The 21844-nt window shown below is 48.9% G+C and carries 19 protein-coding genes; 14 read left to right on the top strand and 5 right to left on the bottom strand.

Features of this window, described 5'->3' with window-relative positions; genetic code table 11:
• The first annotated feature begins 176 nt into the window (after positions 1–176).
• From miaB to lnt, 5 genes are read left to right on the top strand one after another with little or no spacing between them, the layout of a single operon-like run.
• Positions 177–1613, top strand: a complete 1437-nt coding sequence (miaB, locus tag MHM89_RS14245; RefSeq protein ID WP_239409075.1) for a tRNA (N6-isopentenyl adenosine(37)-C2)-methylthiotransferase MiaB — start codon at positions 177–179, stop codon at positions 1611–1613.
• A gap of 48 nt (positions 1614–1661) precedes the next feature.
• Positions 1662–2693, top strand: a complete 1032-nt coding sequence (locus MHM89_RS14240) for a PhoH family protein (RefSeq protein WP_022944679.1) — start codon at positions 1662–1664, stop codon at positions 2691–2693.
• Complete coding sequence (gene ybeY, locus MHM89_RS14235) at positions 2690–3151, top strand: rRNA maturation RNase YbeY (RefSeq protein WP_239409074.1); 462 nt, start codon at positions 2690–2692, stop codon at positions 3149–3151. Before MHM89_RS14240 ends, ybeY begins: the two co-directional genes overlap by 4 nt.
• Positions 3152–3211: 60 nt before the next feature.
• Positions 3212–4093 (top strand): CNNM family magnesium/cobalt transport protein CorC, encoded by an 882-nt coding sequence (gene corC / locus MHM89_RS14230; RefSeq protein ID WP_022944677.1) that lies wholly within the window; start codon positions 3212–3214, stop codon positions 4091–4093.
• On the top strand, positions 4068–5618 hold the full coding sequence (lnt, locus tag MHM89_RS14225) for an apolipoprotein N-acyltransferase (RefSeq protein WP_239409073.1): 1551 nt from the start codon (positions 4068–4070) through the stop codon (positions 5616–5618). The genes corC and lnt overlap by 26 nt, the downstream gene beginning before the upstream one ends.
• Positions 5619–5629: 11 nt before the next feature.
• Here lnt and MHM89_RS14220 read toward each other — a convergent pair whose 3' ends face one another.
• From MHM89_RS14220 to MHM89_RS14200, 5 genes are all read right to left on the bottom strand, one after another.
• Positions 5630–6937: an amidohydrolase gene (locus MHM89_RS14220; RefSeq protein WP_239409072.1), complete on the bottom strand. Its 1308-nt coding sequence runs from the start codon at positions 6935–6937 to the stop codon at positions 5630–5632.
• Positions 6938–7072: 135 nt separating this feature from the next.
• Positions 7073–8713, bottom strand: coding sequence for a chitinase (locus MHM89_RS14215; protein ID WP_239409071.1), 1641 nt, complete (start codon positions 8711–8713; stop codon positions 7073–7075).
• A gap of 202 nt (positions 8714–8915) precedes the next feature.
• Positions 8916–9389, bottom strand: coding sequence for an FKBP-type peptidyl-prolyl cis-trans isomerase (locus MHM89_RS14210; RefSeq protein WP_022946372.1), 474 nt, complete (start codon positions 9387–9389; stop codon positions 8916–8918).
• The gene (locus tag MHM89_RS14205; protein WP_022946373.1) at positions 9382–11790 is read right to left on the bottom strand and encodes an ATP-binding protein; all 2409 of its coding nucleotides are present in this window, start codon (positions 11788–11790) and stop codon (positions 9382–9384) included. Before MHM89_RS14205 ends, MHM89_RS14210 begins: the two co-directional genes overlap by 8 nt.
• 61 nt (positions 11791–11851) lie before the next feature.
• Complete coding sequence (locus tag MHM89_RS14200) at positions 11852–12310, bottom strand: hypothetical protein (protein ID WP_022946374.1); 459 nt, start codon at positions 12308–12310, stop codon at positions 11852–11854.
• Positions 12311–12478: 168 nt separating this feature from the next.
• On the opposite strand from MHM89_RS14200, the gene leuS reads away from it, so the two are divergent.
• From leuS to MHM89_RS14155, 9 genes are read left to right on the top strand one after another with little or no spacing between them, the layout of a single operon-like run.
• Entirely contained in the window at positions 12479–15061 is a 2583-nt protein-coding gene (leuS, locus tag MHM89_RS14195; protein WP_239409070.1) for a leucine--tRNA ligase, read from the top strand.
• Between the two features lies 1 nt (position 15062).
• On the top strand, positions 15063–15557 hold the full coding sequence (gene lptE / locus MHM89_RS14190; RefSeq protein ID WP_239385786.1) for an LPS assembly lipoprotein LptE: 495 nt from the start codon (positions 15063–15065) through the stop codon (positions 15555–15557).
• On the top strand, positions 15557–16591 hold the full coding sequence (gene holA / locus MHM89_RS14185) for a DNA polymerase III subunit delta (RefSeq protein ID WP_239409069.1): 1035 nt from the start codon (positions 15557–15559) through the stop codon (positions 16589–16591). The genes lptE and holA overlap by 1 nt, the downstream gene beginning before the upstream one ends.
• A gap of 2 nt (positions 16592–16593) precedes the next feature.
• A complete protein-coding gene (gene nadD, locus MHM89_RS14180; protein ID WP_152441013.1) occupies positions 16594–17235 on the top strand; it encodes a nicotinate-nucleotide adenylyltransferase in 642 nt (213 codons plus the stop codon).
• A 55-nt stretch (positions 17236–17290) separates the two neighbouring features.
• Positions 17291–17608 (top strand): ribosome silencing factor, encoded by a 318-nt coding sequence (rsfS, locus tag MHM89_RS14175; RefSeq protein ID WP_239409068.1) that lies wholly within the window; start codon positions 17291–17293, stop codon positions 17606–17608.
• Positions 17609–17610: 2 nt separating this feature from the next.
• The gene (gene rlmH, locus MHM89_RS14170) at positions 17611–18081 is read left to right on the top strand and encodes a 23S rRNA (pseudouridine(1915)-N(3))-methyltransferase RlmH (protein WP_022946380.1); all 471 of its coding nucleotides are present in this window, start codon (positions 17611–17613) and stop codon (positions 18079–18081) included.
• Positions 18082–18089: 8 nt separating this feature from the next.
• Complete coding sequence (gene mrdA, locus MHM89_RS14165; protein WP_138547599.1) at positions 18090–19973, top strand: penicillin-binding protein 2; 1884 nt, start codon at positions 18090–18092, stop codon at positions 19971–19973.
• Entirely contained in the window at positions 19970–21073 is a 1104-nt protein-coding gene (rodA, locus tag MHM89_RS14160; RefSeq protein WP_022946382.1) for a rod shape-determining protein RodA, read from the top strand. Before mrdA ends, rodA begins: the two co-directional genes overlap by 4 nt.
• Positions 21073–21840: a septal ring lytic transglycosylase RlpA family protein gene (locus MHM89_RS14155; protein WP_045979817.1), complete on the top strand. Its 768-nt coding sequence runs from the start codon at positions 21073–21075 to the stop codon at positions 21838–21840. The genes rodA and MHM89_RS14155 overlap by 1 nt, the downstream gene beginning before the upstream one ends.
• The last annotated feature ends 4 nt before the right edge of the window (positions 21841–21844 follow it).

The raw sequence follows: 21844 nt of genomic DNA, 5'->3' as shown, positions 1-21844 counted from the left end.
CTAAAGCGTGTTGCTTTGATGTCATCCTGTGTCACAGTGTAAATATCAAATCTATACTTGGCTCATAGCGCGATAGCATATAAAATACGCGTCCTTTAGGCGAAGCTCGGGCCGTTAGTCCAACCCAAAGCTCTGTCGTGCATTATCTACCGGATTGAAAGCGAGGCATTATCTCAATGAGTAAAAAGCTGCATATAAAAACCTGGGGTTGTCAGATGAATGAATATGACTCTCAGAAAATGGCCGATCTACTTGATGACACCAATGGTTATCAGTTGACCGAAGAAGCCAGCGATGCGGATGTCATTTTACTTAACACCTGCTCAATCCGTGAGAAGGCACAAGAAAAAGTATTCCATCAACTTGGCCGCTGGAAACTACTCAAAGAGAAAAACCCCGATTTAGTTATCGGTGTTGGTGGCTGCGTAGCTTCACAAGAGGGTGATACCATTCGCCAACGCGCGCCTTTCGTAGATATCGTGTTCGGCCCACAAACATTGCATCGCTTGCCTGAAATGATTCAACAAGTGCAGGCGAAAGAAGGTTCAGTGGTTGATATCACGTTTCCTGAAATCGAAAAGTTTGACCGTTTGCCAGAGCCCAAAGCGGAAGGACCCAGTGCCTTTGTATCAATCATGGAAGGCTGTTCAAAATACTGCACGTTCTGCGTGGTGCCCTACACTCGTGGTGAAGAAGTAAGCCGCCCTCTGGATGATGTACTTTTAGAAGTAGCGCAACTGGCTGAGCAAGGCGTGCGTGAAGTGAATCTGCTGGGTCAAAACGTTAACGCATATCGTGGCGAGACGCATGATGGCGAAATCTGTTACTTTTCTGACTTACTGCGTTATGTGGCCGCTATCGATGGTATTGATCGCATTCGCTACACGACCTCGCACCCTGTTGAGTTTACGCCTGATATTATTGATGCCTATGCGGATGTACCTGAGTTAGTTGATCACTTGCACTTGCCAGTACAAAGTGGTTCAGACCGCGTGTTAAACCTAATGAAGCGTGGCCACACGGCCATTGAATATAAGTCGACTATTCGCAAGCTGCGTAAGATTCGCCCTAATATCAGCATGAGCTCAGACTTTATTATCGGCTTCCCAGGCGAAACCACCGAAGACTTTGAAGCAACCATGAAGCTTATCAACGACATCGGCTTTGATATGAGCTTCAGCTTTATTTACAGTGCCCGCCCTGGTACACCCGCAGCAGACTTGCCGGATGACGTCAGCGAAGACGAGAAAAAGCAGCGTCTATACATTTTACAAGATCGCATCAACCAAATGGCACAGAAAATCAGCCGTGATATGTTTGCTACTGAGCAGCGTATTTTGGTGGAAGGCCCTTCGAAAAAGAACCCTATGGAGCTGCGTGGACGCACCGAAAACAACCGCGTAGTTAACTTCGAGGGCCCACATTCTGTGATCGGCCAATTTGTTGATGTCCGTATTACTGAAGCGTTGCCTAATTCACTGCGTGGAGAACTGCTGCGCACTGAAGATGAAATGAATCTACGTCGCGATGTCGCGCCGAGCGACATTCTTGCCAAAGCACCGAGCGAGCCGCAAGCCAATGACATCGGCGTCGGTACATTCACCCCGAATTAAAATAATCGTGCGCTGCGTTTACGCAGCGCCAAGCAACAGGAAGCAACTTTGAGTAACCAGCTGAAGAATATCGATATATACTTAGAACCGTCAGACAATGCCCGCCTTTCTTCTTTGTGTGGACCCTTCGACGAAAATATTAAGCACATCGAGCGTCGTCTGGGAGTTGAAATTGCACACCGCGAAAATCTCTTTAAAGTCACCGGCAAGCCGCACACTGCAAAAGCTGCCGGGGAAATTCTAAAAAATCTTTACGTTGATACGGCCCCTGTTAAAGGTAAGCAAAAAGAGATCGAACCTGAACACGTGCACTTAGCCATCACCGAAGCTGATGTGCTCGAACAAGAGCAGCCCAGTGTGTGGGGTAAAGAAGTGTTCATTAAAACCCGCCGTGGCGTCATCAAGCCGCGTAACCCCAATCAAAGTCAGTATGTAGCTAATATCTTAAATCACGATATTAGCTTCGGTATTGGCCCAGCAGGGACCGGGAAAACTTACTTAGCCGTAGCCGCTGCCGTCGATGCCCTCGAACGCCAAGAGATTCGCCGTATTCTATTGACTCGCCCGGCGGTTGAGGCAGGTGAAAAACTAGGCTTTTTACCTGGTGACCTTACCCAAAAAATCGACCCTTACCTGCGCCCCCTTTATGATGCTTTATTTGAAATGCTTGGCTTTGAGAAGGTTGAGCGACTCATAGAGAAAAACGTCATCGAAGTGGCTCCTTTGGCGTATATGCGTGGTCGCACGTTGAATGACGCTTTTATCATTCTTGATGAGAGCCAAAATACCACAGTGGAACAAATGAAGATGTTCCTAACCCGTATTGGCTTTAATTCAAAAGCGGTGATCACCGGTGATATTACTCAGGTCGACTTGCCTCGCGGCGCGCGCTCAGGCCTGCGTCATGCAATTGAGGTGCTCAGTGATGTTGAGGCTATCAGCTTTAACTTTTTCCAAGCTCATGATGTGGTGCGCCACCCCGTGGTCGCTGCTATTGTTGAAGCTTACGAAAGCCATGATGAAGCACAGCGCGCCAAACGCGCCGCTAAAGAGCAAAATAAAAAAGAGTCTGACTCATGACCACCACTGTCGATCTGCAACTTGCTTGTGAATTTGATAATTTACCGAGCGCTGAGCAATTTCAGCGCTGGGCCGCGTTGGTGCTTGATGAACTTAAGCCTAACAGCGAAATCACTATTCGCATCAGCGACGCAGAGGAAAGCCAAAGCCTCAACCATAGTTACCGAGGCAAAGATAAACCGACCAATGTTTTGTCTTTTGAGTTCGATGCCCCCCCAGGTGTAGAGCTACCTTTAGTTGGGGATTTGATTATTTGCCCCGAAGTGGTATATCGTGAGTCTTTGGAGCAGCAAAAAAGCTTTCATGACCACTTTGCCCACATGGTGGTACACGGGTGCTTGCATTTACTTGGCTATGACCATATAAATGACGCTGATGCCCAAAAAATGGAAGCGATTGAGAAACGCCTGTTGGCAACCATTGATATCAGCGACCCATACAGGGATGATGAGTGTTAATCCCAATAGTGAGGCTCTGCTCACTATCGGAATTAATTCAACTTGGAGCGCATAAAGCTAATGAGCGACGAAAACTCGCATAGTAGAGAGGGTTCTTCTGGAAAATCGTGGATGGATCGCATCACCCAGATGTTCCAAGGAGAACCCCAAAATAAGGAAGAATTGGTTGAAGTCATCTCAGATGCGCAAGAACGCGATCTGATTGACCCTGAGACCAAGGAAATGATGGAAGGCGTATTGGGTGTGTCGGAGCTGAAAGTGCGCGACATCATGATCCCACGCTCACACATGATCACCTTAGATGTAGATAAACCACTGTTCGATCAACTACCGATGATGATCGAGTCCTCGCACTCGCGCTTTCCGGTGGTGTGTGAAGACAAAGACCACGTCGAAGGTATCTTATTGGCCAAGGACTTATTGCCATTACTGATGGACAAAGAGGCCGCCTTACCAAACCTACGCGATATGCTCCGCCCGGCGGTAGTCGTCCCGGAAAGTAAGCGGGTTGATACGCTACTGAACGAGTTTCGCCAACAGCGCTACCACATGGCGATTGTTATCGACGAATATGGTGGTGTGTCTGGCTTAGTGACCATTGAAGATATTCTCGAAATCATTGTCGGCGAGATCGAAGACGAGCATGATGATGAAGACGAAAGTAAAGCCATCCGTAAGGTTTCTAAGCATGTTTACTCTGTACAGGCTCTGACGCCTATTGAAGAGTTTAACGACGTGTTTAAAACCGATTTCAACACCAGCGAAGCCGATACAATTGGCGGTATTGTGTTACATGCCTTCGGCCATATGCCTGGGCGCGGTGAAATCATAGACATTGATCCTTTGCAGTTTAAGGTCACAAATTCCGACAGCCGTCGTATTTTGCAGCTGCAAGTTACCTTGCCGAAATCGAGCGATGGCGAAGATACTGACGCGGCTTAAACAGCAATTTAGTGATAAAAAAACATGGCTGGCACTGGTTGCCGGCCTTGTTTTAACCTTTGCTTATGCCCCTTTCGGCGCCTGGCCTTTAGCTTTTTTTAGTATTGCGGTGCTGTGTTATTGCAGTTATCAGGCACCGGTCAAACAAGCGGCTTGGTACGGATTTATCTTTGCCATCGGCTGGTTTGCTGCGGGAGTAAGCTGGGTGCACGTCTCCATAGCCCAGTTTGGTGGTATGCCACTGCCCGCCTCCATTGCCATTATGGCCTTACTGGTGGTGTATTTAGCACTTTATCCTGCACTGGCACTGGCTCTCACTGCGTTTATACACAAACACAGCGGCGTTTGGCTGGCTCCGCTGTTAATCAGCTTTGCCTTCAGCGAATGGCTGCGCGGCACACTACTAACCGGCTTTCCTTGGTTATCACTGGGCTACACCCAAACCGATTCACCAGTAAATATTCTCGCGCCGATGGTGGGTGAATTTGGCTTAAGTGTGCTGGTGCTGGCCGTGGGTTATGGCCTTTATCGTTTATTTTGTGCCAAGGTCTGGCAACCCCTTGTGGCAACGCTCGCCGCAGGCGCCCTAGTTGCAGCCCTAGCCACAGTATTCAATTATAACCAGTATTCTGGCAAACAGCTGAATGTGGCCTTAGTACAAGGCAATATCAAGCAAAGCATGCGCTGGCAACCCGAGAACTTCTGGCCCACCATGCTCAAGTACCAAGATATGACGCGCCTACATTGGGATGCCGATCTGGTGGTGTGGCCTGAGGCTGCGATCCCCGAGCTCGAACAGTTAGCTGGGGAATACCTCACATCCTTGGATAAGGCGGCGGTGTTTAATGATACTGCGCTTATCACCGGCATCGTCGACTATCAATATGATACCCGCAATGTTTACAACACCTTAGTGGTGGTGGGTAAAAAACAACAAGACAGCAGCGCAGGTCAGTACCGCTACCTCCATAAAAACCGCTATCGCAAACATCAGTTACTACCTATTGGCGAGTTTGTGCCTTTTGAAGACTTATTACGCCCTTTGGCACCGCTTTTTGACTTGCCAATGTCGAGTTTTAGTCGCGGTGAGCGCGTGCAAGATAACCTGATAGCTAACGGCTACCATATCCTTGCGGCTATCTGTTACGAAATCGCCTTTCCCGATTTAGTCAGAGATAATTACCGCAGTGACTCGGATATCCTCTTTACCGTGAGTAATGATGCCTGGTTTGGCGACTCCCACGGACCTCATCAACATATGCAAATCTCACGCATGCGCGCGCTCGAGCTGCAGCGCCCACTGGTACGAGTGACTAATACTGGGGTGACTGGCGTGTATGACCCGATTTCGCAATCACAACTTAGTCTTGCGCAATTTGATGCGGATGTACTGCGCGCTGATGTTCGCTTGATCTCTGGCGACAGCCTATACGCCCAGTATGGTCGTTGGCCTACGTGGCTAGCGCTGCTGTGCTTGCTGGGTCTGAGTCTGTACTATTCTAGAAGAGTTAAAAAAAGCGCCTAACGGCGCTTTTTTTATTGCTTGTCGAGGTAATCAAACACCAAGTTGGTCATCGCTTTGACCCCTAACGGCAACGCTTTCTCGTCAATGTAAAAGTGCGGCGAGTGGTTGCTTGGCGCCGTTTTGGCATCCTGATCCTTTGGCGTCACTCCCAAAAAGAAGAACAGTCCAGGGGTTTCTAGGGCGTAGTAAGAGAAGTCTTCAGCACCGGTGATCAGATCCGTGGTGATGACATTGTCGCTGCCTGCGGCCTGTTGCAGCGTGGGGGTCATCATGTTCGTTAACTGCGGGTCATTCACGGTGACCGGGTAACCATGGTCGATATGGATATCAGCCTTTGCCCCGGCTGCCTGGGCGGTTAACTCCACAGTTTTTTGCAAACGCTGCTTGATGTCGGCGCGCATTTGCTGATCAAAGGTGCGAATAGTGCCCACCATCTCCACCTCATCAGGGATAATATTACTGCGTACCCCGCCATTGATGGCACCAAAAGAAATCACCGAAGGCGCTTTGGTGACATCGACTTGGCGCGAAGCAATGGTTTGTGTAGCCATAATGATTTGGCTAGAAGCGACAATGGGATCGACTCCATTCCAAGGTCGTGAACCATGAGTCTGACGACCTTTGACCTTGATGTTAAATGAGTCTTCACTGGCCATCAACGGCCCTGAGCGAAAACCAATTTGCCCGGTATTAAGTGATGAGGTGACATGCAAACCAAACACCGCCTCAGGCTTTTGTGCAAATAAGCCTTCTTTAAGCATCAGTTCGGCACCGCCCTGCTCTCCCTCAGGAGCCCCTTCTTCCGCTGGTTGGAACACAAACAGTATTTCCCCAGCTAGTTCCGACTTTAACGCCACCAAGGATTCAGCCACAGCCATAAGGATAGCGACATGGGCATCGTGACCACAGGCATGCATCACCCCCACTTTTTGACCACGGTAAGTGGCACTCTGCTGCGAAGCAAAAGGCAAGTCTACTTGCTCGGTCACAGGCAGTGCGTCCATATCCGCACGCAAGGCAATCAAGGGTCCCGGTTTATCACCCTTGAGCCTGGCTACCACCCCGGTATGAGCCACGCCGGTTTCCACCTCAAGGCCCAAGCTTTGTAAGTGTTCGGCCACGTACTGCGCGGTCTTAAACTCACGGTTACTCAATTCCGGATATTGGTGAATATGACGTCGCCAAGTGATCACCTTATCGGCAACCTGTTCATTGGCTTGTTGAATTTGTTGGTCTAAATCAGCGGCCGCAACGCTTGATGTGACACTAAACATACCTGCCAGCAATAGCGCTTGGCCTAAAACCGAAAGCTTTGTCATGGATTGTTCCCCTGTTGAATAATGGTGGGTAGTTACACCTCGATATTAACGCTAATGTAACACTTAGGTGAAAAACAGTGGGTTGCGACCAATGACATAAAAAAGCCTGCGCGAAGGCAGGCTATACTCATGAGCTTAATTATTGGCGCGCTGCCAAGGCCCGCCATTGATGGGGTCGTCACCTTGTGTCCACCATTTAGCCTGATAAAGGACACCATTTTTGCTGGCTTGGTCACCCCCGACGTAGATAGTCGCCGCATCCCAGGTGATCGCCCCGTCACCGGGTGCAGGGTCTACCGGATCGCTTGGCGGTGTCGGCTCGCTTTGGCCGCCACTGTCAATAAGTTGCCAGGGCCCACCATTAAGAGGGTCATCACCTTGAGTCCACCACTTAGCCTCATAGATTTGCCCACCTTGGCTCACTTGCTCACCTTGTACATAGACCGTTGCTGCATCCCACGCTGCAACGCCATCCACAGGCGGCTCTGTGGGCGGTTCACTAGGCAAGGTGTCGCTAACGCGCACTTGCGGCCAGCCGGCATGAGACTGATAGAAGTTAGTAACACATTTCTCATAGTCACCGGGGACCAAGGCCGAATAAGCCGTTTGATAACCTACTAACTTACATTCGAAGGAATAGCCACCGGGGCGGTCGGCATAGTAGCCCCAATCACCTTCCCAATTGGTGTATAACACATCTGTCGCGCCCTCAAGATTAAGACTGCCATACGGGGTTTGTTGCCAACAGGTGTCCTCTTCGTCACTTTCTATAACGATATTGTAGTGATGAGCGAGGCCCTGCCAATAACGAATACGATTGACTGGTTGGCCCTTATACTTATTTTGCTCGCCGCACTCTATACCACCATTGATAACATTAATGGTGGTGCCAAAGCCATAACCAATCCCGGCATTACGCTCACGCTGCGACGGCACCCAGGTACGGTCAATCACGTGTAACATTGCCGGTTTCGGGGCTTGCGGAGTGAGGAAAAACCAAATTGCTGAAGCCAAGTTTAACCATGAGTCCGCCACTAACGCCGGGTTAGTTAGCAATACGGTGGCGTCACCATCGAACATGACTTCTGAGAATGCCCCGTAGTTAAAATGATAAGAGAGCTGTTTTGCGCCGCGACCAAAGTAACCCTGACCTGGAGCGCATGGCCAACGGCGATTTTGCCAATCATTTTGACCGCAGCCTGTGGTGTAGCCCTCTTCGCCCTCGGACCATCCCATTTCTCGCACATGCACCAACGCTTGCTGCCACTCCTCTAACCCCAAAGGGTTATCAGAGACGTTGTCTTTACTGATATGACCGCCAGTTTCTTGAGCAAAGTGAGCAAAGGCTGTGACTATTGAGCGTTTACAAATAGCATCGGCATCGCGACCATCGCTATAGTCGCCACAAAACGCGGGAAATTTGCCTATTGCTCTTAAAAATCGCGTGTAGGTGTACTCTGGCGCCGCCATTTGCGTAAGAAAGTCCCACTGCTGCTGTGGAAATACCCGTTGTGCGCGCTGCACGTTTTCGGGGTTTGTGGCGCTTCCTGGGACAATAGCTTCAACCACGGCATTGTCGCGAGTACGCAGTGCCTGCGCCCACACTTGATACATAGGATCGGCTGTTTTCGCCGCTGCCATGGCTTCGATATCGGCTTTGGCGACGACATAACCCTCGGGGTTCTGTGGATCGGGTTGTACATTAATGGCGTGGGCCGCTGTGGAGACGGCTGCGCTGATCCCCAGCACGGTGAATAGTTGTGTTGTTGTAGACATATTTGACTCATTTTTTCGTTGTAAGACCGACCAGCTGCTCATGCACTGATCACTGAGCCCTCCCACCGTTTATTGTTGCCACAAAGACAGCGTTGTCAAATATATTTTTACATTGTATTTTCAATTTTACTTATATAGGGGACATAAAATTGACGGGGCACACGCTAAATCAGCTACGCTGACCTAGCGTATTTACAACAGTTTAGTTAACAGCAATAAGCTCAACGTCGAAGATTAACAAGCTTGCTGGGGCGATATTCCCCACCCGACGGTTACCATAGGCTAGTTTGGCTGGAATATACAGCGTGGCCCGCTCTCCAGCATGCATGGCAAGCAACCCTTGCTGCCAGCCACTGATCACTTGGTTTAATTTGAAGGTCAGGGGTTGGCCTCGCTTCTGGGAGTTATCGAATTCACTGCCATCAAGCAATGTGCCCCGATAGTGCACCGTTACTTTCGACTTAGCGCTTGGCTGCTCACCAGCCTGATTGCGAGTATGCCACAGCATTTGCACCCCACAATCAAGCTCCACAACTCCTTCTTTGTGTTTGTTCTCGGCCAGAAATTGCGCCTCGGCATCGCCATTTTCTGCTGCCGCCGCTTGATTGCGCCGATGGCCGCGAAAGGTCAGTACCAACAACACGACAATGGCGAGAATTAATAACGCATTAATCATCCTTTTCTTCCTCACCAGCAACAATGTCAGCTATAGCCCGCAAGCGTTTCATGGCTAAGTCGTGCAAGCTTCCTTCGGGGTATTGGCCCTGATGAAATTGCCCGCATTGCTTACCAGTCAGCAAACTGAGGGCTTCATCGACACTCGAAACTGGATAAATATGGAACTTCCCCTGCTCAACGGCACTTATTACCTCTTGATTGAGCACCAGGTTCAAACAATTTGACTTGGGAATAATGACCCCTTGGTGAGTATCTAAACCGCGCATTTGGCAAAGTTTGAAGAACCCTTCAATCTTTTCGTTAACACCGCCAATGGCTTGCACTTCACCGCGTTGGTTGATTGAACCAGTCAGTGCAATGCCTTGCTTTATGGGCACTTGGGTAATACTTGAGACCAAAGCACACAACTCAGCCAGCGAGGCACTGTCACCATCGATATAGCCATAGCTTTGCTCAATTGCGATGTTGGCACTGAGAGTCAGGCTGAAATCCTGCGCGTATTTATTCCCTAAGTAGCCGGTTAGCAACATGACACCTTTTGAGTGAATAGACTTACCCAATTCGGCTTCGCGCTCAATATCAATCACCCCATCACTGCCTGCATAAACCGAGGCGCTCATACGCGCCGGAGTGCCAAATGAGGTATCACCCACGTGCAACACGGTAAGGCCATTAACAATGCCGACTGCCTCACCTTGTGTATCAATAAGAATGTGTCCTTCACGAATATCACTCAGCATGTTTTCGCTCATTTGCCCAGTGCGATACTCTTTCCCAGCAATTGCTTCTTCTACGTGGGCAGCTAGGATCTGTTCACTGCTGTCTTGACGAGCATAAAAGCTTGCTTCAGCCACTAACTCAAGTACATCGGCAAAACGTGCTGACAACTTTTGTTGATGCTCAGCCTGGCGGTGGCTAAAGCGCAACAGCAGTGCCATCGCCTCATTATTAGGCTCAATTTTCAGCTTTTCTCGACAATACTCAATCACTTTAGTGATAAATTGATATTGGTATTTATCTGAGCCTGGCAGGTAATAATCAAAATCAGCCAGAACGCGAAAATGCTCGGCAAACTCTTCGTCATATTCATTGAGGGTGTAATACAAATCCCGAGAACCCAGTAAAATCACTTTTACATCCAGCGGGATCAATTGCGGTCGTAAGGTGAAGCTGCTACCTACCGAGCTGTCTTGGTAAGGTAAATCATTTTTTATCTGATGTGTTTTTAATGATAGTTTTAAGCCGTCCCACACTTGCGCGTTGGTCATCACTTTTTCCGCATCCATAATCAGATAACCACCATTGGCGCGGTGCAGTGCGCCAGGCTGAATGCTGCGATAACTGGTTACCAACGACCCTTGCGATGTTGAATATTCTATTTTGCCAAACAGGTTACCAAAGGTCGGATTAGGCTCATAAATAACAGGCGCGGGGTCGTCTTCTTTAAAAGACACCAATAAATTGGGAGCAAAGAATTCGGTGAGCATTTCATCACGATCATACTCATCTTTGTTATCTTCACTGCCTTGCTCTTCATCAAGCCACTCGAGTACCGTATCGACCAGTTCTGAGCGTAAATCTTTTAAGTAACGCAACACCCCAACATGGGTGGCATACTTGTGCTCAAGCTCACGTAAAAGCGGTTTGATTGCCGCTTCGGCGGTGCTTTTCTTCAGCTTGCGCAGTGCCTCGCTAGACTCGCGCTTCCATTTTGGCAGCTCAATAAGGGCATCAATTAATGCGTCTTCAAGCTCTGCGATAGCGTCGAGAAAGCGCTCTTGCGTGGGCTCATCAAGGGCACTGAATTGCTCATCGCTGAGGCGCTGATTGTTGACGATTGGCACAAAACCTACGTTATTCTCATCCTCGATCAACTCGACACTGCGGGCATTGGCCAAGTCTTCCACCGCAGCCAACGCATCTTCGTACTTATCTTCAAATTCACGATCGATGGACTTTTTCTTGCGTTGGAACCCAGGGTTATCGAACGCAGCCGGAAAGGTATCGAGAATCTCATCCAGCAACGCATCAATATCGTCGACTAGGACTTGTCCTTCGCCCGGATTCATTAACAAGGCGATAGGCTCGCGGTGATCATCGTAATTATTAACATAGAGCCACTCACGCGGCGTTTCGCGCTCTTTGGCATGTTGTTGCAGCTTATGCTGCACTAACGTGAAGCGCCCTAACGCTGGCTCTCCCATCACATAAGCATTGTATCCAGGAAGCTGCATACCCAGGGCAAATTCCAAAGCACTGTCGGCACGCTGCTGGCCGATAAAAGGTAAGTCCTCGGGGTAGGGATGCGCTAAACAAGTGCGCACATGATTTGCTGAAATTTGTGGGGCCAACGCATTGGCACTAAGAGGAGTAACACCGTTATTGCTTTTATCTTTCATTCGACACATCTTGTAGTGGGCCCTATTAGCGGGCCCCAATTATTATCCGCTGAGCACTGCGTTATGGCTGCAGTGCCTGACGGCTGAAGTGAATGCCTTCGCATTGACTGCAAGGCTGAATCTCACTGGCGTGGTAAATATCCACCTGATGATGGCAATTTTGGCACACTAAGGTGCCCATGGCTATCCATTCTCCAGCGTGATAAACGCCTTTATGCTTAAAGTCTTGGCTAAGCGCTTGCCACTCCAATTGTGACTTATCTTCGATATGTGATAACTCGAACCACAGCGACTCCTTAAGTTCTTGCCATGCTAGCTCGTTGTAGTGTTTCTCGTGTTCAATGAGGTGGTCGATGTCGCGCTGTAAATATTGTTTATATTGCTCGTACTTGTCTTTACTCAGCTCCTGCAAAGCCTGCTTCGACTCCATAAAGGAGGACACCATGTCTTTCACTTCATGCTCTTTCACATCTTTGAGCCAATCACTAAACTGACCCAACCATTGACGATAATCTGCCATGTTCGCTCCTTTTGAATTTAACAGCCTCTCTCTATTGTAACTATAGCCCGCTTGCCGACAATTCAATAACAGCGATAAAAAAGCCTGTGCCTTGCTGTGATTAGATATCGATTTGGGGTATGCTATCGGCAAATTTGTCATCATTTTGCAAGAAGTCTGGAATAGTAGATGCAAGAGCAATATAACCCGCAGGAAATAGAAACTAAGGCCCAGTCATACTGGGAAGAAAACAAGGTTTTCCAAGTTCGTGAAGACGACTCAAAAGAGAAGTTTTACTGTCTGTCCATGTTCCCCTACCCGAGTGGTCGACTGCACATGGGTCACGTGCGTAACTACACCATTGGTGACGTTGTTTCTCGCTTCCAGCGCTTGCAAGGTAAAAATGTTATGCAACCCATGGGTTGGGACGCCTTTGGCTTGCCGGCAGAGAATGCCGCAATTAAAAACAACACCGCCCCAGCCAAATGGACCTATCAAAATATTGATTACATGCGTAACCAGCTCAAACTATTAGGCTTTGGTTACGACTGGGACCGTGAGATTGCCACCTGTCACCCAGATTACTACAAGTGGGAACAATGGTTCTTCACTAAGCTGTACGAGAAAGGCCTAGTGTACAAAAAAATGTCCACTGTTAACTGGGACCCTGTAGATCAGACTGTTTTAGCAAACGAGCAGGTGATTGATGGTCGTGGTTGGCGCTCTGGTGCTGTGGTTGAGCAAAAAGAAATTCCGCAATGGTTTATTAAAATCACCGACTACGCGCAAGAATTATTGGATGATTTAGACAAGCTTGAGCACTGGCCTGAGCAAGTTAAAACCATGCAGCGCAACTGGATTGGCCGCTCTGAAGGCGTCGACATTACCTTCAAACGCGCCGATAACCAAGGCGAATTCAGCGTCTACACGACACGCCCCGATACCTTCATGGGTGTTACCTATGTGGCTGTTGCCGCAGGCCACCCTATTGCTCAAGAAGCTGCGAAGACCAATGCCGATGTTGCGGCGTTTGTTGAACAGTGTAAAAACACTAAAGTAGCCGAAGCCGACGTTGCCACCATGGACAAAAAAGGCATCGCCACGGGTCTGAGCGCAGTTCACCCGCTAACCGGTAAAGAAGTGCCGATTTGGATAGCTAACTTTGTGTTGATGGACTACGGCTCAGGTGCGGTTATGGCAGTACCAGGGCACGATCAACGTGATTTTGAGTTTGCGTCAGCATACGGTTTAGAGATCAAGCAGGTTATTGCTGCCAATGAAGGTGACGAGTGTGATTTATCCCAAGCCGCTTACACAGAAAAAGGCACGCTCATCAATTCTGGTGAATTCGATGGTCTGGATTTTGATGCCGCCTTTAATGCCATTGCCGATAAGTTAACTGAACTTGGCGTAGGTGAGCGTAAGGTTAATTTCCGCCTGCGCGATTGGGGCGTTAGCCGCCAACGCTATTGGGGTTCACCTATCCCAATGTTGAATAAAGAAGATGGCAGCGAACTGGCAGCGCCAGAGGATATGCTACCGGTGCGCCTACCAGAAGATGTGGTGATGGACGGCGTGACTTCCCCCATTAAATCAGACCCTGAATGGGCCAAGGCAAGCGTCAACGGTGAAACCGTGTTCCACGAGACCGATACCTTCGATACCTTTATGGAATCATCTTGGTACTACGCTCGTTATTGCAGCCCGCGTTACGACGAAGGCATGCTTGAGCCAGGCGCAGCTAACTATTGGCTGCCAGTCAACCAGTATATTGGCGGTATTGAACACGCAATTTTGCACCTGCTTTATGCGCGTTTCTTCCACAAATTATTACGTGATTTTGGCTTGGTCGACTCTGATGAGCCATTTGAGCGCCTACTTTGCCAAGGCATGGTACTGGCCGACACCTACTTCCGCAAAGATGAAAAAGGCGGTGATATTTGGTTCTCACCCAGTGACGTCGAAGTAGAAACTGATGACAAAGGCCGTATCATTAAAGCTTGGCACAAGGATGATGGTCAACCGGTTGAAAGCGCCGGCATGAGCAAGATGTCTAAGTCCAAGAACAATGGCATCGACCCACAAACGGTAATCGACCAATACGGTGCCGATACCGTGCGTTTGTTTATGATGTTTACAGCACCACCAGAGCAAACACTGGAATGGTCTGACTCAGGTGTTGAAGGCGCGCACCGCTTTATCAAACGGGTATACAAGTATGCCTATGATGTGAAGCAAGCGGGCTTTGTTGAGCTAGATGTTGCCAGCTTAACGAAAGCGCAAAAAGAACTGCGTCGCGAGTTGCACAAAGCCATCGCTAAAATCACTGATGATTTAGCCCGTCGCCAAACCTTCAATACCGCCATTGCAGCGGTAATGGAGCTATCGAACAAGCTGATCAAGGCACCATTAGCTGATGACGGTGACAAAGCCGTAGCCAATGAAGCGTTAGAAGCAATGCTGATTATGCTGGCACCGATTACCCCACACCTATCACATCAGTTGTGGCAAGACCTCGCCAAGCCTGGCGATATCCTTGACGCAAAATGGCCTGTTGCCGATCAATCAGCCATGGTTGAAAGTGAGAAACTGGTTGTAGTTCAAGTCAATGGTAAAGTCCGCGCGAAGCTGACTCTAGCGGCCGATGCAGATCAGCAGGCCGTTGAGCAAGCAGCCTTTGCAGATGCCAACGTACAGAAGTTCACCGATGGACTCACCGTGCGTAAAGTCATCTACATCAAAGGCAAAGTGCTTAATGTGGTGGCGAACTAAGATGTTCGCTGCCAGTGCACTACGCCATAGCCTAGTGATCAGCTGCTTAGTATTATTACTAGGCAGCTGTGGTTTTCACCTTAAAAAGGCCTCGGATCTACCGCAAGATCTCATGACTTTGGAAGTCAACGCCAGCGATCCTAATTCAGCTCTGTATGAGCAACTATTGAGTGAACTTGCACGCAGTAATGTGCAGGTCAATAAAGGGTTGCGCGCTAACTCACCGATGTTACGACTCACCTCCGACCGCCTAGATAGACGAACACTGTCGCTGTTTAAAAACGGTCAGGTCGCAGAATACGAGCTTATTTACTCGGTGTCTTACACGCTTAAGCGAGCAGGTGAAGACCCTATCGAGCAATATTTTGAGCTTTATCGCAATTACCAAGACGATCCAGACAATGCCTTAGCTAAAGCCAATGAAATGACGATTTTGTTGGAGGAGCTACGCAAACAGGCGAGTCGCCGCATTGTTAGGGAGTTAGCACAGCTCTAATGCGCATCTACGCGAATCAACTGGCACAGCAACTATCCCGTGGGCTGGCACCTTTTTACATGGTGTTTGGCGATGAACCCTTTCAAGTTGATGAATGTATCCGCCATATTCGCCAAAATGCGCGCCAACAAGGCTTTGATGAGGTCATTAAACTCACCGCCGGAGCGCAATTTGATTGGCAGGAGCTAGACGGCCACTACCACAGCCTGTCGCTATTTAGCTCCCGCACCTTAATAGAATTAGACTTAAACGGCCAAAAGCCTGCGAAAACCGGCGCCGAGCACCTGAAGCGATGTGCACAAGGCGTGAATCCTGATTGCATTATTGTGATCCGTGGCATGAAAGCATCGCAAGACGTCCAGCGTTCAGCCTGGTTTAAAGCGCTTGATAAAGAAGGCATCTTTGTCCCCTGCTACCCACTAACCGGCAATCACTTACGGCGTTGGCTTGATAACCACTGTCAACGTCTAGGTCTTAATCTTGAAGGGGATGCTAAGCAGGTGCTGCTCGATACCACAGAGGGGAACCTCCTGGCCTGTCACCAAGAGCTAGAAAAGCTGGCTTTGCTGTACGCAAATAAAGCCATTGATGGGCGTACCCTTACAGGCATGTTATTGAATCAAAATAAGTTTGATATTTTTGATTTGGCTAATGCGGTACTTGGTGGCGAGGGTGACAAAGCGATGCAGGTGTTGGCACGACTGCAAAATGATAACACCGAGCCCACCGCCATCGCTTGGGCTCTTGGCAAGGAAGCGCAGCAACTCCTCACACTCGCAGAGTTGCGCCATCAAGGACAGGATTTTAATAGCGCGTGTAAAAAACTGGGGATTTGGAAGAATCAGCAACCTTTGTATCAAAGAGCCTTGCAGCGCTTAGACATGGCACGTATAGAGCAACTTTGTGATTTACTCAGTTATTTTGATAGCCAGTTTAAAAGCGGCAAGTTATCTTCACCCTACCCCATGCTTGCACACATCAGTATGAGCTTCTGTCGCACCTTACCATTTTCTGCGCCTATTTTTTCGGAGTAAATATGCTTCTGTTCGGCGGTACGTTTGATCCGGTTCATATCGGCCATCTTAATATGGCTAATCAGTGCTTAAATCACTTCAATAGTGAGCAACTATTTTTTATGCCCAACCGCGTCCCTGCTCACAAGCAGGCGAGCAACATCAGTAATGCTGACAAACTGGCGATGTTACGCTTAGCCATAGCCTCCGAGCCGCGCTTTAAAATCGATGAGCGCGAGCTGCATCGCGAAGGTCCATCCTACTCACTACTGAGCCTACAAGAGTTACGTGAAGAACTAGATAGTGCCGGTAATCACCAAGAGCCAATACTCTTTTTGATGGGCTTGGACTCATTCAACAGCTTTGATTCGTGGTATCAATGGCAGCAAATTACATCTTTGTGTCATTTAGTGGTCTATCAGCGTCCACAAGAGCGCCTTGACCTCTCCGCAACACTCACGCAATACTTATCACAGCATCAGTGTCAGCAAGGGGCGGCGCTCAATAACCAACGCAGCGGGCTTGTTTACTTTTTACCCGGCCCGCAGCTGGCGGTTTCATCCTCCGAGGTGCGCGCCAAATTGCAACGTCAGCAGCCTTGTGAGGAACTGCTTACGCCGCCCGTGTACCAATATATCCGCGATAAGCGCCTGTATATAGGTTGATAATAGTGGTAAAATACGCCGCTTAGAAAGCTTTAACTAACTTAGAGAGTGCATTTTGCAAACCAACAATCTTCTTGATTTTGCATTAGATAAAATTGACGATATGAAAGCGCGTGACGTCATTACCTTAGACGTTCGCGACACATCGAACATTACTGATTTCATGGTTGTCTGTTCGGGTAATTCCAAACGCCAAGTTCAATCCATCGCCCAACACCTTGCCAAAGAGGCCAAGGAACATGACTTAGAGGTGATAGGCATGGAAGGACAAGACATCGGTGAATGGGTATTGGTGGACTTAGGTGACGTGGTCGTGCATGTAATGCAAGATGAAACTCGTGACTTTTACCAACTCGAGAAGCTCTGGGGTTAACGGTGAAAATCCAACTGGTCGCTGTGGGGACCAAAATGCCATCTTGGGTAGAGACAGGGTTTAGCGAGTATCAACGCCGGTTTCCCAAGGACATGGCTCTAGAGCTGATTGAAATACCCGCTGGTAAACGCGGCAAAAATGCCGATATCAAACGTATTTTACAGCAAGAAGGTGAGCGCACCTTAGCGGCCATTCCAAAGGGAAATCGTATTGTTACCTTAGAAGTGACAGGCAAAGCGATGGACACGCACCAGCTTGCCAAGGCCATGGAAAAGTGGCAACTCGATGGTCGTGATGTCAGTTTGCTTATCGGAGGCCCAGAGGGGCTAGCTCCTGAATGCATTGCCCGCAGCGAGCAAAAGTGGTCGTTATCGAATTTAACCTTGCCTCACCCGCTGGTTCGCATTATCGTAGCGGAAAGCCTATATCGAGGCTGGAGCTTAAATAACAATCACCCCTATCACCGAGAATAGCCGTTTTTATGCTGCGTAAACGCACTCCTATCCGCGATCATTCCGCCGAGGCCAATTTGTTTGCGCGCCGTTCTTTTACGGCTTTTATTTTTGTTCTTATTCTGGTCGCCATTTTAATTTCGAATCTCTACAACCTACAGGTGGTGGCGCACAAAACCTATCAAACCCGTTCCAACGATAACCGAATTAAAGTATTGCCTGTGGCCCCTAACCGAGGCTTAATTTACGATAGGAACGGCACTTTGCTGGCCGAGAACAAGCCGGTTTATAACCTCGAGGTGATCCCCGAACAGGTGGATGACCTAACACAATCGCTGGACGATATTAGCGCGTTACTCAATATTAGCGAGCAGCAGCGTGCAGAGTTTCTCGACGATATCCGCCACAATCGCCGCTTCCAGAGTCAGGTGCTAAAAAGCCGTTTGAATGACAAAGAAGTCGCGCTATTTTCTGTAAACCAACATAAATTCCCAGGGTTCAGTGTCGAGGCTCGCTTAGCCCGGTACTACCCCTTCGGAGATACCCTCACTCATGCTCTTGGTTATGTTGCCAAACTGAATAAAAAAGAGCTAACCAACTTGGAAGCGCAAGGCTTGGCCACCAATTATCGCGCCACCCGGGATTTCGGTAAGCTCGGGCTTGAGAAGTTTTATGAGTCGCAGTTACATGGTCAGGTAGGCTCGCAATCGGTGGAGATTAATAATCGAGGCCGAGTATTACGTCGCGTTGAGGAAACGCCTCCGGTGCCCGGTAAAGATTTAATGCTGACCCTCGATATTGGGCTGCAGCAAATCGCGCAAATGACATTAAAGGATAAACGTGGTGCCATTGTCGCATTAGATGCAAAAACGGGAGGCATCTTAGCGCTGTACTCTAACCCCAGCTATGACCCTAACTTATTCGTGCACGGTATTAGCTCAGCAAATTACAAAGCCCTGCTTAACCCTGATAGACCGCTTATAAACCGTGCTACCCAAGGCCGCTATGCCCCGGCATCAACCATCAAACCACATATGGCGATTTTTGGCTTAGAGCAGGGGTTGGTGACCGAAGAAACAAAAATGTGGGACCCTGGCTTTTTCCAAATTCCCAACGTTGAACACAAATGGCGCGACTGGAAGCGCTGGGGTCATGGCCATGTCGACGTTTATAAAGCCATAGAAGAGTCATGCGATACTTATTTTTACGACATCGCTTACCGTGCTGGCATAACCAAAATTAGTAATTTTATGGCGCAGTTTGGTTTTGGCGATTTATCCGGTATTGATATCCACGAGGAAACGACGGCTATTTTGCCTTCCAAGGAGTGGAAAGAAGACCGTTTTCGCGAGTCTTGGTGGCGTGGCGATACGATTTCTGTAGGAATCGGCCAAGGGTATTGGACAGCAACCCCGATTCAAATTGCTAATGCCGTCAACATCATGGCCAATCGCGGCGTACACAATCCGCCCCACTTAGTTCATCAATTACGCCGTGATAGCGATATTACCACCGTTAATGACGACGAAAAGCCACCGGTAAAATTACAAAATCCTGAGCATTGGCAAATTGCCTTAGATGCCATGCATAATACCGTGAAAAAAGTCACAGGTACGGCGCATAAGGCATTCAAAGGGACTAATTATGATCCAGCCGGTAAAACGGGTACCGCACAGGTGGTGAGCATTGCCCAGGGTGAGCGTTACGACGCTGATAAGCTCAAAGAGCGCCATCGTGATAACGCCATTTATGTTGGTTTTGCTCCGTTTGACGACCCGCAAATCGTTGTCACAGTCATTGTTGAAAACAGTGGTGGTGGCAGCTCGGTGGCCGCCCCAATCGCCCGCGAGGTAATGGACTACTATTTCCTTGCGAACCCCATTGCCAGCGAAGTACAGGATGAATCGCAATGACGCCATTACATCAGCACAACTCTTTATGGCAACGCGTGCATATCGACCTGCCGCTGTTTTTAGCCTTGCTCGCCATGATGTTCGCAAGCTTGTGCATCGTCTACAGTGCTAGCGGCCAAGATTGGAATATGATGATGCGCCACGGCACCCGGATGGGTGGCGCTCTAGTGGCTATGTTAGTGTTTGCACAAGTCTCTCCACCTACGTTAAAGCGTGTTGTTGTGCCTTTGTATCTGATGGGCACCTTGATGCTCATCGCGGTGTTGTTTGTCGGTGTCAGTTCCAAGGGTGCGCAGCGTTGGCTCGACATTGGTATTCGTTTTCAGCCTTCAGAGATTATGAAGCTTGCGGTGCCCATGGGCGTTGCTTGGTATATTGGCCGCAATCATCTGCCGCCTCGCTTAGGGCATTTGTTTATCGGGCTGGTTATCGTCATGGTGCCCACTTTGCTAATTAAAGAACAACCAGACTTGGGGACATCTATTCTGATCGCCAGCTCGGGGATTTTTGTGTTGTTTCTGGCCGGTGTAAGCTGGAAGCTGATTGGCTCTTTGGCTGTGCTCGTTGGCGCCGGCGCTCCCTTATTTTGGCACTATGGTATGCACGCCTATCAAAAGCAGCGAGTCCTTACTTTCTTAAACCCGGAAAGCGACCCCCTCGGTGCTGGCTACCATATTATTCAGTCAAAAATCGCCATTGGCTCGGGCGGCATAGAAGGTAAGGGCTGGTTGCAAGGCACCCAATCACAGTTGGAGTTTTTACCCGAGCGCCATACCGACTTTATCTTCTCAGTACTGAGCGAAGAGTTTGGCCTAATTGGCGTGTTAATCCTCTTAGGGGTGTATTTATTCATTATCGCTCGCGGCCTCTATATCGCCGTGAATGCCCAAGAAGCCTTTGGTAAGTTACTCGCAGGGGCTTTAACCCTAACTTTCTTTGTTTATGTGTTTGTCAACATCGGTATGGTGTCTGGATTATTACCTGTCGTAGGCGTCCCCTTGCCACTGATCAGTTATGGCGGCACCTCAATGGTGACTCTGATGGCGGGTTTTGGCATTATTATGAGTATCGCCACAGAAAAACGGATGTTAAATAAATAATGGCAGTTCGTGCGCTTTTTCTTACTCTTATAACACTGTTAATAAGTGCCTGTAGTACGCCATCGGGGCGCTATCATATGCGCCATGATGCCGCACCTTTACGCCAGCCTACGGCGCTGGAGCTGCAAGACGCGGTGATCACCGATGAACCCAAAAGTGCCGCTGCAAATCGTCCTTATGAAGTTCGTGGGCGCCATTACGTGCCTATTTTTGACGAACGAGGGTTTACACAGCAAGGTATTGCTTCGTGGTATGGCCGTAAGTTTCATGGCTATCACACCTCCAATGGCGAGACCTACAACATGTTCGCCATGACCGCAGCCCATAAAACTCTGCCCTTACCCAGCTTTGTTCGAGTGACCAACCTCGATAACGGCAAAAGCGTGATCGTTCGCGTCAATGATCGCGGCCCGTTTCATGACGACCGGATTATTGATTTATCATACTCAGCAGCCTACAAACTGGGCTATCACCGCCAAGGTACAGCGCGGGTTAAGCTCGAAGCAGTTACCCTTGCCGACGCAAAACCTCGTACTAAGTATATTCAAGTCGCTGCGGGCTCAAAACTCGCTAATATTGAAGCATTGGCTTATCAATTGGAGCAGCAGTATCACGTACCAACGAATATTAAAAAGCAAAATGATGGAATTTTTCGCTTACGCTTAGGTCCAATAACTGATGAAAATCAGGCACAGTCGCTATTGAAGCAATTAAAAAGTGGCCAATTCGCCCAAGCTTTCTTGCTTTATGATGACCATGCCCTTTAAGATA

Origin of the sequence: Pseudoalteromonas sp. CNC9-20 (assembly GCF_022347875.1) — a bacterium.
GTDB classification, from domain to species: domain Bacteria; phylum Pseudomonadota; class Gammaproteobacteria; order Enterobacterales; family Alteromonadaceae; genus Pseudoalteromonas; species Pseudoalteromonas ruthenica.
The sequence above is the reverse complement of the archived record's forward strand: the minus strand, read 5'-3'. Positions and strand labels throughout refer to the sequence as shown.

Bases quoted from the DNA above. Each gene is read 5' to 3' on its own strand.
- leuS (WP_239409070.1), top strand. From the start codon at position 12,479: ATGCAAGAGCAATATAACCCGCAGGAAATAGAAACTAAGGCCCAGTCA.
- lnt (WP_239409073.1), top strand. From the start codon at position 4,068: ATGGCGAAGATACTGACGCGGCTTAAACAGCAATTTAGTGATAAAAAA.
- MHM89_RS14205 (WP_022946373.1), bottom strand. From the start codon at position 11,790: ATGAAAGATAAAAGCAATAACGGTGTTACTCCTCTTAGTGCCAATGCG.
- miaB (WP_239409075.1), top strand. From the start codon at position 177: ATGAGTAAAAAGCTGCATATAAAAACCTGGGGTTGTCAGATGAATGAA.
- mrdA (WP_138547599.1), top strand. From the start codon at position 18,090: ATGCTGCGTAAACGCACTCCTATCCGCGATCATTCCGCCGAGGCCAAT.
- MHM89_RS14200 (WP_022946374.1), bottom strand. From the start codon at position 12,310: ATGGCAGATTATCGTCAATGGTTGGGTCAGTTTAGTGATTGGCTCAAA.
- holA (WP_239409069.1), top strand. From the start codon at position 15,557: ATGCGCATCTACGCGAATCAACTGGCACAGCAACTATCCCGTGGGCTG.
- corC (WP_022944677.1), top strand. From the start codon at position 3,212: ATGAGCGACGAAAACTCGCATAGTAGAGAGGGTTCTTCTGGAAAATCG.
- MHM89_RS14220 (WP_239409072.1), bottom strand. From the start codon at position 6,937: ATGACAAAGCTTTCGGTTTTAGGCCAAGCGCTATTGCTGGCAGGTATG.
- rodA (WP_022946382.1), top strand. From the start codon at position 19,970: ATGACGCCATTACATCAGCACAACTCTTTATGGCAACGCGTGCATATC.
- ybeY (WP_239409074.1), top strand. From the start codon at position 2,690: ATGACCACCACTGTCGATCTGCAACTTGCTTGTGAATTTGATAATTTA.
- MHM89_RS14210 (WP_022946372.1), bottom strand. From the start codon at position 9,389: ATGATTAATGCGTTATTAATTCTCGCCATTGTCGTGTTGTTGGTACTG.
- nadD (WP_152441013.1), top strand. From the start codon at position 16,594: ATGCTTCTGTTCGGCGGTACGTTTGATCCGGTTCATATCGGCCATCTT.
- MHM89_RS14215 (WP_239409071.1), bottom strand. From the start codon at position 8,713: ATGTCTACAACAACACAACTATTCACCGTGCTGGGGATCAGCGCAGCC.
- lptE (WP_239385786.1), top strand. From the start codon at position 15,063: ATGTTCGCTGCCAGTGCACTACGCCATAGCCTAGTGATCAGCTGCTTA.
- MHM89_RS14155 (WP_045979817.1), top strand. From the start codon at position 21,073: ATGGCAGTTCGTGCGCTTTTTCTTACTCTTATAACACTGTTAATAAGT.